Origin of the sequence: Pseudomonas sp. NBRC 111143, assembly GCF_001320965.1 — a bacterium.
Taxonomy (GTDB): Bacteria; Pseudomonadota; Gammaproteobacteria; order Pseudomonadales; family Pseudomonadaceae; genus Aquipseudomonas; species Aquipseudomonas machongensis.
The window spans coordinates 107,181-120,343 of sequence record NZ_BCBT01000004.1 but is presented as its reverse complement, the minus strand read 5'-3'; the positions used below and the strand labels follow the sequence as shown (position 1 = coordinate 120,343).

Genomic DNA, 13,163 nt, shown 5'->3' with positions numbered 1-13,163 from the left:
ATCTATTTCACAAATACGGAACACAATAAGCTGTGTCTCACGCGAACGCACCTCAACTCATCCGCAGGAGACACCTGATGACCTCGCTCTGGGACCCTATCCAGCTCGGCAAACTCCAACTGACACATCGCCTGGCCATGTCGCCCCTGACCCGCAGCCGTGCGCTGCCCGACGGCACACCAGGCCCGCTGGCCGCAGAATACTATGGCCAGCGCGCCTCACTGGGGCTGTTGATCAGCGAAGGCACGCAACCCAGCGCCGACGGCCAGGGCTTTCTCGACTCCCCAGGGTTGCACAGCGATGCCCACGTGGCTGGCTGGCGTCGGGTCAGCGATGCGGTGCATGTCGGCGGCGGCCACCTGTTCATTCAGCTGATGCACGCCGGACGCATGTCACATCCATCCAATACCGCCCATGGCCGTCAGGCTCTGGCGCCATCGGCCATCGCTCCAGACGCGCAGATCTTTACACCTCAGGGCATGCAGCAAGTGCCGACGCCACGCGCCATGAGCGAGCAGGACATTCGGACTACCGTGGACGATTTCCGTCAGGCTGCAGCCCGTGCCATCGAAGCGGGTGCTGACGGCGTGGAGATCCACGGCGCCAACGGTTACCTGATCCAGCAGTTCCTGGCTGTCAATGCCAACCAGCGGGACGACGCCTATGGCGGCTCCATCCAGCGACGACTGCGCTTCGCACTCGAAGTGGTCGATGCCGTGGTGGCCGAGATCGGCGCCGACCGTACGGGTATTCGCCTGTCGCCAGGCTCCGCGCTGGGTGGCATCGCAGAAGGCCCGGAGCATGCAGAGCTGTACAGCATGCTGGTTACCGAGCTGGCACAACGCAACCTGGCTTACCTGCACCTGGCCCACAACGGTAACGATGCCCTGCTCAAGACACTGCGCCAGGGATGGCCAGGCGTACTGCTGGTCAACCGGGTGAACCGCGCCCGCGAACACCTGGCAGCCGACATCGAGGCCGGGCTTGCCGATATGGCACCTGTCGGGCGCTGGGCGCTGGCCAACCCGGATCTGGTGCAGCGCCTGCGTGACGAGCTACCGCTGAACGAAGCCGACCCGCAAACTTTCTATGGAGGCGGCGCCAAGGGATATACGGATTATCCGGTACTGACGGTCTGATCAGATAACCCAGAAAACCCGCCCATCACTCCATGGGCGGGTTTGTATGTTCACCCAGGATTTAGCCCAACAGCTCATTGGCCACTTGATCAACGGCACCCTTGGTGATGTTCACAATCAAGTCCGCTTCAGACTCGGTGAGAATCAATGGCGGGGCGAAGCCGAGGATGTCGCCATGGGGCATAGCCCGGGCGATCATGCCGTGCTCAAGGCAGGCCGCCGAGACTTTCGGGCCGACCTTCAAGGCCGCATCGAAGGGCGTGCGCTGTTCACGGTCGGCCATGAATTCGACGGCCGCGAGCATGCCGTCGCCGCGCACTTCACCCACCAACGGATGACCCTCAAGGGTTTCGCGCATCCGGCGGTTGAGATAGGCACCCACCTTGTCGGCGTTGGCCGTGAGGTTTTCCCGCTCCAGGATGTCGAGGTTGGCCAGGGCCGCCGCCGCACAAATCGGATGCCCGGAGTAGGTCCAGCCATGCCCCATCGGGCCGTGGGACTCGGAGGCTTTCTCGATCACATCCCAGACTTTTTCGCCGACGATCACCGCCGAAAGCGGCGCATAGGCGCTGGTCAGGCCTTTGGCCGTGGTGATCAGGTCCGGACGCATGCCATAACGCTGGCTGCCCATCTTCGCCCCCAGGCGACCGAAGGCGCAGACCACTTCGTCGGCGATCAGCAGCACGTCGTATTTGTTCAGCACCGCCTGAATCGCCGCCCAGTAGCCTGCCGGAGGAACGATGATCCCACCGGTGCCCATCACTGGCTCGCCGATGAACGCGGCCACGGTGTCCGGGCCTTCGGCCAGAATCATCTTTTCCAGCTCGTCGGCGCAGTAACGCACGAAGGCCGCTTCATCCATGCCGGTGGGTGCCTTGCGGTACCAGTGTGGGCACACGGTGTGCTTGATGCCCTCGGCCGGCAGGTCGAAATGCTGATGAAAGCTCGGCAGGCCGGTCAGGCTGCCGGTCATGATGCCCGAGCCGTGATAACCACGGTCACGAGAGATGATTTTCTTCTTCTGCGGCCGACCTCGCACGTTGTTGTAGTAACGCACCAGTTTGATCTGGGTTTCGTTGGCGTCGGAACCGGAGAGGCCGTAATAGACCTTTTTCATCCCTTCCGGCGCCCAGTCGATGATGCGGCTCGACAGTTCGATGATCGCCTCGGTCGAGTGGCCGACATAGGTGTGGTAGTACGCCAACTCCTTGGCCTGCTTGTAGATGGCGTCCGCCACTTCGGTGCGGCCGTAGCCGATGTTGACGCAATACAGGCCGGCAAAGGCGTCGATCAATTCGCGACCTTCGTGGTCACGGATGCGGATGCCCGAAGCACCCGTGATGATGCGCCCCTTGAGCGCACCGCTGGCATGGTCGTGAGCGTGGGTGGAGGGGTGCATGAAGTGGGCACGGTCTTGTTCGAACAGCGGGTCGAATTCTTGGTTCATGGCGATCTCCTGGGAACGGGCCTTAGAACTGGCCTTGATGGTGCAAGCAAAAGTATTTGGTTTCGACAAAGGCTTCGAAGCCCTCGGTGCCGCCTTCACGGCCCAGCCCCGAGGCTTTCATGCCACCGAACGGGATCGGATGGCCGGTGAACTTGACGCCGTTGACCGCGACCATGGCGTGGTCGAGTCGACGGATCAGCGGGTAGATCAGATCCAGGCGATTGGAGCAAATGTAGGCCGCCAGACCGTACTCGGTGTCGTTGGCCATCTCGATGGCCTGGTCGAGGGTGTCGAACGGCATCACCCCGGCAATCGGCGCGAAGTTCTCTTCACGGTAAATGCGCATTTGCGGCGTGACGTCGGCCAGCACCGTGGGCTGGTAGAACAAGCCGCCGAGGGCATGGGCTTCGCCGCCCACCAGCCGTTGCGCACCCTGTTGCAACGCATCGGCCACGCGCTCGGCAGTCACATCGAAGGCGGCCTGGTGCATCAACGGACCCACCTCCACCTGTTGCTCCCGCTCGCCGATCATCGCCGGGCCGACCCGTAGCTCACGCACGGCCTCGGCAAAGCGCTCGAGAAACGCCGGATAGACCGAACGCTCGACCATGATCCGGTTGGCGGCGCAGCAATCCTGGCCGGAAGTCTGGAACTTGGCGGCCACCGCGACTTTCACCGCCCGTTGCAGATCGGCATCGGCGCAGACAATGAATGGCGCGTTGCCCCCCAGTTCCAGCGAGACTTTCTTCACGTCATGAGCAGCCGCTTGCAAGACCAACTTGCCGACGCGGGTGGAACCGGTGAAGCTCACCGAGCGCACGCGCGTGTCCTGCACCAGGGTTTGCATGGCCATCTGTGGTTCACCCAGCACCACGTTGAAGACCCCGGCGGGGACCCCGGCTTCTTCCGCGAGTTGCGCCAGGGCGAATGCCGAGTAAGGGGTTTCGTGGGCCGGCTTGACGACCACGGTGCAACCGGCGGCCAATGCGGCAGCGGCTTTGCGGGTGATCATGGCCGAGGGGAAATTCCACGGTGTCAGCAGTGCACAAACGCCGACCGGTTCCTTGACCGTACCCAGATGAGCGCCGGGAATGTGGCTGGGAATGTTCTGTCCATAGAGGCGCCGGGCTTCTTCGGCGAACCACGGAATGAAGCTCGCGGCGTAGGCGATTTCACCCCGAGACTCGGCCAGGGACTTGCCCTGCTCCAGGCTGAGAATACGCGCCAGGTCTTCCTGATGTTCCAGGATCAACGCCGCCCAGCGCCGAAGAATCGTCCCGCGAGTCTCCAGGCTCTGCTCACGCCAGTCGGCAAATGCCCGGTGCGCGGCACCCACGGCGGCGACGATCTGCGGTTGATCGAGCATCGGCACATGGCCGATCAGTTTCTGATCAGCCGGGTTGTGCACGGCGATGCTGTTGCCACTGTCGCTGTGCAACCAATGGCCATCGACGTAGCAGAGGGCTTTGAACAGCAGGGGATGTTTGTAGGTCATGGCATTCACTCCGAACCGTGTGCGTGGAGTTCATGCTAGGGCAGCGAGGCGTCGGGGAATTGCGGTTTGCAGGGGGGTGTGCAGGTGGTTTTTTCTGATTGAGAGGGATGATTCGGAGGTTTTTGCGGCGGGGCTATCCCCCATCCTGCAGGCCCGCTCGCACAGCCTGATCGGGGGGTGTTGCAGGTTTCAGTAGTCCTGAGACAGCTCCGCAGGCAAGGCGCCGGCTGTCTTGATGGTCTTGGTGACGATGTAGGTGAAGTACCGCTCGATCCCCAGGTCATCGAGCAGCAACTGATCGATGAATCGCTGGTAGTGATCAATGTCCGGCGCCTGGATCATCGCCATGTAATCCACCCCGCCACCGGTGGCGTAACAGAACGCCACCTCCGGCGCGTCGTTCATCCGCTGTTCGAAGCGCCGCATGTCCAGCGCGGTGTGTCGGGCCAGGGTGATTTCCACCAGCACTTGCTGGCTCTTGAACACCGCGCCCCAATCGATCTGCGCGCGGTAGCCCTTGATCAGGCCGAGGGTTTCGAGCTTGCGCACGCGCTCCCAGGCCGGGGTAACCGACAGGTTGATCGCCTCGGCCAGGCTCGACTTGGTGATACGCCCGTCGCCAGCGAGGATCCGCAGGATTTTCAGGTCATAGCGATCGAGTTTGTGCATGGGCCAAGAAGCTCCTGAGTGAATGGCAACCCCTGTGGAAATCAACCCAGTGGCAGCGAGGCTGCCACTGGGCGGGGACAGTGTATTACTCCAGTATGTCCGCGATCACGGCAAGGGTATCGCCACACTGCACCAACCCCGGAAAATGCCGCGCCGCCAGCAGGCCGCCGCGTGCAGCACGATACTCCACCGGGGCCACGCCGCTGCGGGTAGCGTCGTGGACCCGGGCGATGACTTCGCCCTTGTCCACGCTGTCGCCCAGGTCGCGACACATTTCCAGCAGGCCGTCATGTTCGCTGGCGATGAAGCAATCACCGTCCGGCATGTCGAGCATGACCGACGGCCCCCTCTGCACCTCGCCCTGAAGAATCCCCGCATGCACCAGCAAGTTACGCACGCCGCGCTCGGCAATCGCCACACTGCGCGCGGTGGAGGAACCGCCACCGCCCAGTTCCGTGGTGACGAAGACCTTGCCCTGAGACTCGGCAGCCGTGTCGTACATCGCCCCGGCATCCAGCTCCAGCATCCGCATGCTGTATGGCGCATTGAACGCGCGCATGCCCGCCTCGCATCGCGCCTGCTGCTGTTTGTCCGGCAGCACATGGCAGGCGGCGAATGGCAGGAAATCCAGGGTGCGCCCGCCGGAGTGAATGTCCAGCACGAAGTCCGCCAGAGGCAGCAAAGTGCGGGTGAAATAGTCGGCGATTTTCTCGGTCACCGTGCCGTCCGGCTTGCCGGGAAAACTGCGGTTGAGGTTGCCCCTGTCGATGGGCGACGTGCGTCGCCCAGCACGGAACGCGGGTGTGTTCATGAACGGAATGATGATGACCCGCCCGCTGACCTCGGCGGCCGCCAGGCCCTGAGCCAGCTTGCTCAGGGCCACCGGACCTTCGTATTCGTCACCGTGGTTGCCACCGGTGAGCAGGGCCGTCGGCCCCTCCCCCCGCGCGATCACCGTGATCGGAATCATTACCGCGCCCCAGGCCGAATCATCCCGCGAATACGGCAACTTGAGAAACCCGTGCTGCACGCCTTCACGGCACAAATCCACAGTGGCGCTGATCGGGTTGGCAGGCAGATCGCTCATTGGCTCAATCCTTCACGAACAGTTGGCGTGGCACGTTGCACAGGGTTTCGACACCGGTGTCGGTGATCAGAATACTTTCGGTGATTTCCAGGCCCCAATCGTCCATCCACAGGCCCGGCATGAAGTGGAAGGTCATGCCCGGTTGCAACACGCTGGTGTCGCCAGGACGCAGGCTCATGGTGCGCTCGCCCCAATCCGGCGGATAACTGATACCGATCGGGTAGCCACAACGGCTGTCCTTGTGGATGCCGAATTTCTCCAGCACCTTGAAGAACGCTACGGCGATGTCACCGGTGGTGTTGCCCGGCTTGGCCGCTTCCAGGCCGGCGGCGATGCCTTCGACCACGGCTTTCTCGCCCTCGAGGAAATGCTGCGGCGGCTTGCCCAGGAATACCGTGCGCGACAGCGGGCAGTGGTAACGCTTGTAGCAACCGGCAATCTCGAAGAAGGTCCCCGCGCCCTTTTCGAACGGCGAATCATCCCAGGTCAGGTGCGGCGCACTGGCGTCGGCACCGGTCGGCAACAAGGGCACGATGGCTGGGTAATCACCGCCATGGCCATCGGCACCCTGGATGCCGCTGCTGTAGATTTCGGCCACCAATTCGTTCTTGCGCAGGCCCGGTTCGATCCGTTCAAGGATCCGCCCGTGCATGTTTTCCACGATGCGTGCGGCAATGCGCATGTAGGCGATTTCCTGCGGCGACTTGACTGCCCGCTGCCAGTTCACCAACCCGGCCGCATCGATCAGCCGGGCCTTGGGCAGATGTTTCTGCAACGACAGGAAGGCTGCGGCGCTGAAATAGTAGTTATCCATTTCGACGCCGATGGTCAGCGCGTCCCAACCACGGGCAGCGATCACTTCCCGCGACAGGTAGTCCATGGGATGCCGCTCCCGGGACTGCACGTAGATGTCCGGGTAACCGACGATGTTGTCCTGCTGCATGAACACCGTGCGCCTGGCGCCGTTGGCGTCCTGGCCGCGGCCGAACCAGACCGGCTCGCCATCCATCGCCAGCAGCACGCACTGGTGAACATAAAACGACCAACCGTCGTAGCCGGTCAGCCACGCCATGTTCGACGGATCGGTGACCAGCAACAGCTCGATGCCCTGGGCCTGCATGGCCATTCGCACCTTGGCCAGCCGCTGGGCGTATTCCTCCCGGCTGAACGGGAGATTGACGACTCTCTGAGACATGCACCTGCCCTCTTGTAGATGAAGCGGGGTAAATGACGCGCGGACAAAAAACCCTTAGCTGCCGAACTGGACGCCCTTGCCCGCCGAGCGCGCTCGCTTGAACGCGAGATTGGCCATGGCGGTATCCTGGGCGCCGGTACCGGTGAGGTCGCACAGGGTGACCTGCGAGGCGTCCGTGCGACCGGGGCGTTGACCGGCCAGCACCTGGCCCAATTCGGCGAAGTTCGATTCGTCGCTGACGACGCCCGCCGCGAGGGCGTGGTGCAACTCGCCGAGGATGCGGGTCTGGCTCAGTCGATCGGCCACGTAGCGGTCGACCTGTGCCAGCACCTGTGGGGAGATTTCGTTCTTGTGCTCGGCATCCGAGCCCATGGCGGTGATGTGCAGACCGGGATGCAGATGGCGCACATCGATCAACGGCTCGCGACTTGGCGTGCAGGTGATGGCGATATCCACCTCGACCATGGCTTCGTCGAGGGTAGCGCAGGGCTTGACCGCCAGACCGGTGTCACGGGTCAATTCCACGCTGAAGGCCTGCGCCTTGGCCAAGTCCCGCGCCCACACCCGCACGTTGTCGATGGGGCGCACCAGGCGCAGGGCCTGCAACTGCAACGCGGCTTGCTCGCCAGCGCCGATCAGCGCCACGCTGCGGCTGTCCGATCGCGACAATGCCCGCGCCGCCACCGCTCCGGCAGCGGCCGTACGCACCGCGGTCAGGTAACCGTTATCCAGCAACAAGGCATCCAGCAGACCGGTGCGCGCCGACAACAGCATCATCATGCCGTTGAGGCTGGGCAGACCGAGTTTCGGGTTGTCGAAAAAGCCCGGGCTGACCTTGATCGCAAAGCGCTCCAGCCCCGGCAGGTAAGCGGTCTTCACGTCCACTTCGCCGTTGTGCTCGGGGATGTCCAGACGCAGGATCGGTGGCATCGCCACGGCGGCAGTGGCCAGCAGCACGAAGGCCTGCTCGACGGCTTCGATACTGGGCAGATCAAGCGCCACACAGGCGCGCAGATCGGCTTCGCTCAACAGGGTGATTTCACTCATCAACGGGCGCTCCCATGACGTCGTTATTGTTCGGTTTCATGCCTCGGCTCCGGCAAGTACCCGCAGGTGCTGATCGGTGTCGACGTTACGTCCGCTGATCACCACCACCACAGGGCCACGAGGCTCGATCAGGCCTTCGAGCAGCGCGGCGATTCCCACAGCAGCCGCGCCTTCCAGCACCTGGCGCTCTTCGCGATAGGCGTGGCGGATAGCGTTGGCGATGGAGGTTTCGCTGAGCAAATGCAGGTGATCGCAGGTGTCACGGGTCATGCTGAAGGTGTATTGGTTGTCCAGACCGATACCTCCGCCGAGGGAATCGGCCAGCGTCGGGAGCTCTTCGACTTCCAGCGGTTGGCCGGCTGCCAGGCTGGCGTGCATCGCCGCGCCACGCTGCATGCTGATGCCGTGGGTGACGATCTGCGGGTTGGCGGTTTTCAGCGCCAGCGCCACGCCGGCGAACAGACCACCGCCGGACAACGGCACCAGGACCTGGGCGACGTCCGGTCGCTGCTCGAGGATCTCCAGCCCTAACGTGCCCTGGCCGGCGATGATCGCCGGATGATCGAACGGCGGCAGCAGGATCGCACCCTGCTCGGCGGCAAGGCGCTCGGCTTCGCGCTGGGCGTCATCCTGGGAGTTGCCGACGATGCATACGTGGGCCCCAAGATCGCGAATCGCCCGCACCTTGTTTGCCTGTACCCGTTGCGACAGGCAGATCGTCGCCTTCACGCCCTGGCGGGAAGCCGCGTAAGCCAATGCGCGACCGTGATTACCGGTCGACGCCGCCACAACACCTCGTTGTTTTTCTTCAGCACTGAGTTGCGCCACGGCATTGCTCGCACCGCGCAACTTGAAGCTGCCGGTGATCTGCTGGGACTCGAGCTTGAGGTAGACCGGCACGCCCACCAGCCGAGACAGGCTGGGCGAATGCTCCATGGGCGTGCGTCGCACCAGCGCTTCGATACGCTGGCGGGCGAGGTAGATATCGTTGAGCTGTGGCGTTGGCATGACCGCGTCCCGATAAGATATTGGGCGCAGTCTAAGAGGCCAGGATTGTCGCGCTGAATGTACTAGGTCAATTCAGGACAACTTTTTTCGGCGTCTGTTTTTCCGCTCAAAAGTCATGGATACGTGGGTACTGACCAAAGATTTCACGCATGTTGATCAAGGCTTCGCGCGCGTCCTCGTCGCTGCATTCGGCGCCAACACACACCCTCACCGCCCGTGCCCTGGGTGTGCCACGCACGGTGAACGGGTCAGGCGGCGTGACGGCAATATGCCGATGGCGCAGGGCCCGCACGAGGCTGTCGACCTCCCAATGCGGCGGGATACCGACCCAGGCATTCAAGGCATGGGGATGTTGGCCCAGCACGAACTCCCCCAGGTATTCGCTGACCATCGCCTGGCGCACCGAGAGCAACTGGCGCTGCAAGCGCAGCAGCGTGTCGGCGCGACCATCGCGAATCCAGCGCGTGGCAATCTCCGAGACCATCGGCGTGCCCATCCAGCTGTTGACCCGCAGGATGCTTTCGGTACGCAGTGCCAGGCGCTTGGGCATCACCAGATAACCCACGCGCAAACCGGTCAGCACCGACTTGGTCATGCTGGTGCAGTAGAAGGACAGCTCCGGCAGGTAATGACTGATCGGCGGAGCGTGGCGCTCTTCGAGCAACGGGCCGTACACATCATCCTCGATGATGTGCACGCCGAAGCGCCGGGCAATCTCGGCGATCTCCCGGCGGCGACTGTCCGGCATCAGCGTGGTGGTGGGGTTGTTCAGGTTCGGCGTGCACACCAGCGCAGTAATGCGCTCATTGCTGCACATGTCTTCGAAGTGCTCGGGATCGATGCCGTGGCGGTCCATTTCGAGCCCCTTGAGGGTGAACCCCAGCACTTGGGAATTGCCGATGACGCCGTGATCGGTTCTGCCTTCGCACAACACCACATCGTCGGGCCCGGCCAGTGAGGCCAGGGCGAGGAAGATCGCATGGGCCGCGCCGTTGGTGATCAGGATGTCGTCACGTTCGACCCGCAGGCCCAGGCGGCCAATCCATTGCATGGCCGCCTCGCGGTGGGATTCGAACCCGGCGATGGGGCGAAAGGCGTGAATCCACGGCTGATCTTCCTCGGTGCTGAGCTCCCGGCAGGTATCGCGCCAGACCTGGTCGTGCTCGCGGGTATGGAGGATGCGTGCGATGGAAAAATCCACCAGCGCTCGCTCGGGGCTGTCGAGAATATAAGTCGCGACCCGGTCGCTCATGCGCCGCGAAACGAAGCTGCCGCGCCCTACTTCACAACGCACCAGGCCCTGGCGCTCAAGCTCCTTGTAGGCATTGGTCACGGTCTGCACGCTGATGCCCATGGCATCGGCCACATTGCGCTGCGCAGGCAGGCGTTGATCGTTGGCCAACAAGCCCTGTTCGATGTCTTCGGCAATCGCCTGAACCAGAATCTTGTATTTCGACTCGCCACTGCGGGCGATTTCCAGTGCTGCTTTCCACTTGTCCATCGGCGTAGAACCCGCGTGTTCCCCAGTGCCGACAGCATCCCGCGAGAATCCGTGCAAAGCAATTGTCCTAGTGCAATGCAATGTCGTGTAGGGCTTTTGTATGCTCGTTCCTAGGTCGATGCCCGGACTTCTCAGCAAGCCCGAAAAATAAAACCAATCGATCTGTACGGCTGCAGTGCCCAAGCCCTGGTATCAGCTTTCGTGCGCTTTGCTCTTGTCACACTGCCTCCTAACACAGAGCCGTCATCGACGGGTCCACAAGAAACAGGAGATTTTATCGATGAGCAATTCCTTTCCCCGCAAGCCCAATGGTTTACGCCACCTGTTCGTGGCGTGCGCAATGTTCGGCCTCGCCGCCGGCGCCCACGCCGCCACGACGCTGGAAACCATCACCAAAAACAGCAAAATCCGGATCGGCTACGCCAACGAAACCCCGTTCGCCTTCACCGAAACCGACGGCCGGGTCACCGGTGAATCGCCGGAAATTGCCAAGGCCATCTTCGCCAAGATGGGCATCAAGCAGGTCGACGGCGTGTTGACCGAATGGGGCTCCCTGATCCCGGGCCTGCGTGCCGGGCGTTTCGATGTGATTGCCGCCGGTATGTACATCACCCCGGAACGCTGCAAACAGGTGATTTTCACCGACCCGCAATACCAGCTGCCCGATGCGCTTCTGACCGCCAAAGGCAACCCGAAGAATCTGCACAGCTATGAAGACATCGTGAAGAATCCGGAGGTGAAACTGGCGATCATGGCCGGTACCGTTAACCTGAAATATGCCCGGGATTCCGGCGTGAAAGAGGCTCAGATCCTCCAGGTACCGGACACCACTGCCCAGTTGCAAGCCGTGCGCGCCGGCCGCGCCGATGCCGCCGTGGGCACCCAGCTCACCATGAAGGGCCTCGCCGCCAAGGGCGGTGAAAAGGTCGAAGCGGTCACCGAGTTCAAGGACGATCCGTCACACACCGGCTACGGCGCCCTCGCCTTCCGCCCGGAAGACAAGGACCTGCGCGATGCGGTCAACGCCGAACTGAAAAAGTGGCTGGGCTCCGAAGAGCACCTCAAGGCGGTCGCGCCATTCGGTTTCGACAAATCCAACGTGACAAGCAAAACGGCTGCAGAGCTCTGCGCTCAATAGTCGAAACAGGCATGGCGCTGGCATGGCGCGATGCCTATTTCCCTGCTTAATCGGGATGCTGAACCATGGGTGAGTTACTTCCGCTGTTGATGCAGGGCGCCTGGGTCACTATCCAGGTGACGTTCTTCGGTTCGCTGCTCGCGATCGTCGCGGCCATTCTTGCGGCACTCGGGCGCATGTCGCCGTGGCGGCTGGTGAGCTGGTTCTCGGTCACTTACATCGAAGTGTTTCGCGGTACTTCGTTGCTGGTGCAACTGTTCTGGCTGTTTTTCGTGTTGCCGCTGCCGCCGTTCAACCTGGAGCTGAGCCCCTACGCCGTGGCGATTGTTGGACTCGGCCTGCACATCGGCGCTTACGGTGCGGAGGTGATGCGCGGTGCGATCAGCTCCGTGGCCAAGGGTCAATACGAAGCGGCGACCGCGTTGAACTTCAGTGCCTACAAGCGCTTTCGCCGGATCATTTTGCCCCAGGCGCTGCTGGCCGCGATTCCCCCCGGCACCAACCTGCTGATCGAGCTGCTGAAAAACACCTCGCTGGTGTCGCTGATTACCCTGTCCGACCTGAGCTTCCGCGCTCGGCAACTGGATCAGGCTACCTTCCAGACCCTGGAAATTTTCAGCCTGGCACTGGTGATGTATTTCATCCTCGCCCAGGCGATCAACCTCGGCATGCGCGCAATTGAGCGTCGCCTGGCACGTGGCCGGATGCGTGGAGGCCTGTCATGAATCTGTTCGACTGGACCTATGCCTGGCAGATCCTGCCCGATCTGCTGCGCGCCTCGCTCAACACCGTGGGCATTACCCTGATCGGCTTCCTCATCGCCATCGTGCTGGGGCTGTTCCTCGCCATCGGCCGGCGCAGCCGCCTGTACTGGCTGTCGTGGCCGATCGCCGGGACGATCGAGTTCATCCGCAGCACGCCGCTGCTGATCCAGGTGTATTTCCTCTACTACGTGCTGCCCAACTACGGGGTGAGCATGACCGCCATGCAGGTGGGAATCATCGGCATCGGCGTGCATTACGCCTGCTACATCGCCGAGGTTTACCGCGGTGGGCTGGACGCGGTGCCACGGGCGCAATGGGAAGCCGTCACCGCGCTGAACATCGCGCCGTACAGCGCCTACCGCAACATCATCCTGCCCCAGGCCCTGCGGCCGATTCTGCCGCCACTGGGCAACTATCTGGTGGCGATGCTCAAGGACACACCGGTGCTGTCGGCCATTACCGTGGTGGAAATCATGCAGCAGGCCAAGAACATCGGCTCCGAGAGCTTCCGATACCTGGAACCGATCACCATGGTCGGCCTGTTTTTCCTCGCCCTGAGCATCGCCCTGGCTTATCTGGTACGGCGCCTCGAACTGCGCCTGGAGCTACGCTAATGACTTCTCCACTCTCGACTTCCCATGACCTTTCCCGGCGCGGCAATCTGACACCGCTG

12 protein-coding genes are annotated in these 13,163 nt (G+C 62.6%); 4 read left to right on the top strand and 8 right to left on the bottom strand.

The window, feature by feature from the left end:
* Nucleotides 1-77: 77 nt before the first annotated feature.
* On the top strand, nucleotides 78-1,139 hold the full coding sequence (locus APH44_RS03780) for an alkene reductase (RefSeq protein WP_054891363.1): 1,062 nt from the start codon (nucleotides 78-80) through the stop codon (nucleotides 1,137-1,139).
* 61 nt (nucleotides 1,140-1,200) lie between these two features.
* Here APH44_RS03780 and APH44_RS03775 read toward each other — a convergent pair whose 3' ends face one another.
* The 8 genes from APH44_RS03775 to APH44_RS03740 all read right to left on the bottom strand — a co-directional run bounded on the left by APH44_RS03775 (nucleotide 1,201) and on the right by APH44_RS03740 (nucleotide 10,588).
* Nucleotides 1,201-2,586, bottom strand: a complete 1,386-nt coding sequence (locus APH44_RS03775) for an aspartate aminotransferase family protein (protein ID WP_054891362.1) — start codon at nucleotides 2,584-2,586, stop codon at nucleotides 1,201-1,203.
* A gap of 22 nt (nucleotides 2,587-2,608) precedes the next feature.
* A complete protein-coding gene (locus APH44_RS03770; RefSeq protein WP_054891361.1) occupies nucleotides 2,609-4,081 on the bottom strand; it encodes an NAD-dependent succinate-semialdehyde dehydrogenase in 1,473 nt (490 codons plus the stop codon).
* A 189-nt stretch (nucleotides 4,082-4,270) separates the two neighbouring features.
* Nucleotides 4,271-4,750: an Lrp/AsnC family transcriptional regulator gene (locus APH44_RS03765; RefSeq protein WP_054891360.1), complete on the bottom strand. Its 480-nt coding sequence runs from the start codon at nucleotides 4,748-4,750 to the stop codon at nucleotides 4,271-4,273.
* An 85-nt stretch (nucleotides 4,751-4,835) separates the two neighbouring features.
* Nucleotides 4,836-5,837, bottom strand: a complete 1,002-nt coding sequence (gene doeB, locus APH44_RS03760) for a N(2)-acetyl-L-2,4-diaminobutanoate deacetylase DoeB (RefSeq protein ID WP_054891359.1) — start codon at nucleotides 5,835-5,837, stop codon at nucleotides 4,836-4,838.
* Between the two features lie 4 nt (nucleotides 5,838-5,841).
* Entirely contained in the window at nucleotides 5,842-7,032 is a 1,191-nt protein-coding gene (doeA, locus tag APH44_RS03755) for an ectoine hydrolase DoeA (RefSeq protein WP_054891358.1), read from the bottom strand.
* 54 nt (nucleotides 7,033-7,086) lie between these two features.
* A complete protein-coding gene (eutC, locus tag APH44_RS03750; protein ID WP_054891357.1) occupies nucleotides 7,087-8,079 on the bottom strand; it encodes an ectoine utilization protein EutC in 993 nt (330 codons plus the stop codon).
* A gap of 36 nt (nucleotides 8,080-8,115) precedes the next feature.
* Nucleotides 8,116-9,087, bottom strand: a complete 972-nt coding sequence (eutB, locus tag APH44_RS03745; protein ID WP_054891356.1) for a hydroxyectoine utilization dehydratase EutB — start codon at nucleotides 9,085-9,087, stop codon at nucleotides 8,116-8,118.
* 106 nt (nucleotides 9,088-9,193) lie between these two features.
* Nucleotides 9,194-10,588 carry a PLP-dependent aminotransferase family protein gene (locus APH44_RS03740; protein WP_054891355.1) on the bottom strand — a complete coding sequence of 465 codons (1,395 nt, stop codon included), beginning with the start codon at nucleotides 10,586-10,588 and terminating at the stop codon, nucleotides 9,194-9,196.
* Nucleotides 10,589-10,868: 280 nt separating this feature from the next.
* On the opposite strand from APH44_RS03740, the gene ehuB reads away from it, so the two are divergent.
* The 3 genes from ehuB (at nucleotide 10,869) to ehuD (ending at nucleotide 13,104) form a co-directional block, all read left to right on the top strand.
* Nucleotides 10,869-11,726: an ectoine/hydroxyectoine ABC transporter substrate-binding protein EhuB gene (ehuB, locus tag APH44_RS03735; RefSeq protein WP_054891354.1), complete on the top strand. Its 858-nt coding sequence runs from the start codon at nucleotides 10,869-10,871 to the stop codon at nucleotides 11,724-11,726.
* 65 nt (nucleotides 11,727-11,791) lie between these two features.
* On the top strand, nucleotides 11,792-12,451 hold the full coding sequence (gene ehuC / locus APH44_RS03730; RefSeq protein WP_054891353.1) for an ectoine/hydroxyectoine ABC transporter permease subunit EhuC: 660 nt from the start codon (nucleotides 11,792-11,794) through the stop codon (nucleotides 12,449-12,451).
* Nucleotides 12,448-13,104 carry an ectoine/hydroxyectoine ABC transporter permease subunit EhuD gene (ehuD, locus tag APH44_RS03725; protein WP_054891352.1) on the top strand — a complete coding sequence of 219 codons (657 nt, stop codon included), beginning with the start codon at nucleotides 12,448-12,450 and terminating at the stop codon, nucleotides 13,102-13,104. The genes ehuC and ehuD overlap by 4 nt, the downstream gene beginning before the upstream one ends.
* The last annotated feature ends 59 nt before the right edge of the window (nucleotides 13,105-13,163 follow it).

What these genes read in the sequence shown, in the direction of transcription:
- APH44_RS03780 (WP_054891363.1), top strand. Translation starts at nt 78, where the DNA reads ATGACCTCGCTCTGGGACCCTATCCAGCTCGGCAAACTCCAACTGACA.
- APH44_RS03775 (WP_054891362.1), bottom strand. Translation starts at nt 2,586, where the DNA reads ATGAACCAAGAATTCGACCCGCTGTTCGAACAAGACCGTGCCCACTTC.
- APH44_RS03770 (WP_054891361.1), bottom strand. Translation starts at nt 4,081, where the DNA reads ATGACCTACAAACATCCCCTGCTGTTCAAAGCCCTCTGCTACGTCGAT.
- APH44_RS03765 (WP_054891360.1), bottom strand. Translation starts at nt 4,750, where the DNA reads ATGCACAAACTCGATCGCTATGACCTGAAAATCCTGCGGATCCTCGCT.
- doeB (WP_054891359.1), bottom strand. Translation starts at nt 5,837, where the DNA reads ATGAGCGATCTGCCTGCCAACCCGATCAGCGCCACTGTGGATTTGTGC.
- doeA (WP_054891358.1), bottom strand. Translation starts at nt 7,032, where the DNA reads ATGTCTCAGAGAGTCGTCAATCTCCCGTTCAGCCGGGAGGAATACGCC.
- eutC (WP_054891357.1), bottom strand. Translation starts at nt 8,079, where the DNA reads ATGAGTGAAATCACCCTGTTGAGCGAAGCCGATCTGCGCGCCTGTGTG.
- eutB (WP_054891356.1), bottom strand. Translation starts at nt 9,087, where the DNA reads ATGCCAACGCCACAGCTCAACGATATCTACCTCGCCCGCCAGCGTATC.
- APH44_RS03740 (WP_054891355.1), bottom strand. Translation starts at nt 10,588, where the DNA reads ATGGACAAGTGGAAAGCAGCACTGGAAATCGCCCGCAGTGGCGAGTCG.
- ehuB (WP_054891354.1), top strand. Translation starts at nt 10,869, where the DNA reads ATGAGCAATTCCTTTCCCCGCAAGCCCAATGGTTTACGCCACCTGTTC.
- ehuC (WP_054891353.1), top strand. Translation starts at nt 11,792, where the DNA reads ATGGGTGAGTTACTTCCGCTGTTGATGCAGGGCGCCTGGGTCACTATC.
- ehuD (WP_054891352.1), top strand. Translation starts at nt 12,448, where the DNA reads ATGAATCTGTTCGACTGGACCTATGCCTGGCAGATCCTGCCCGATCTG.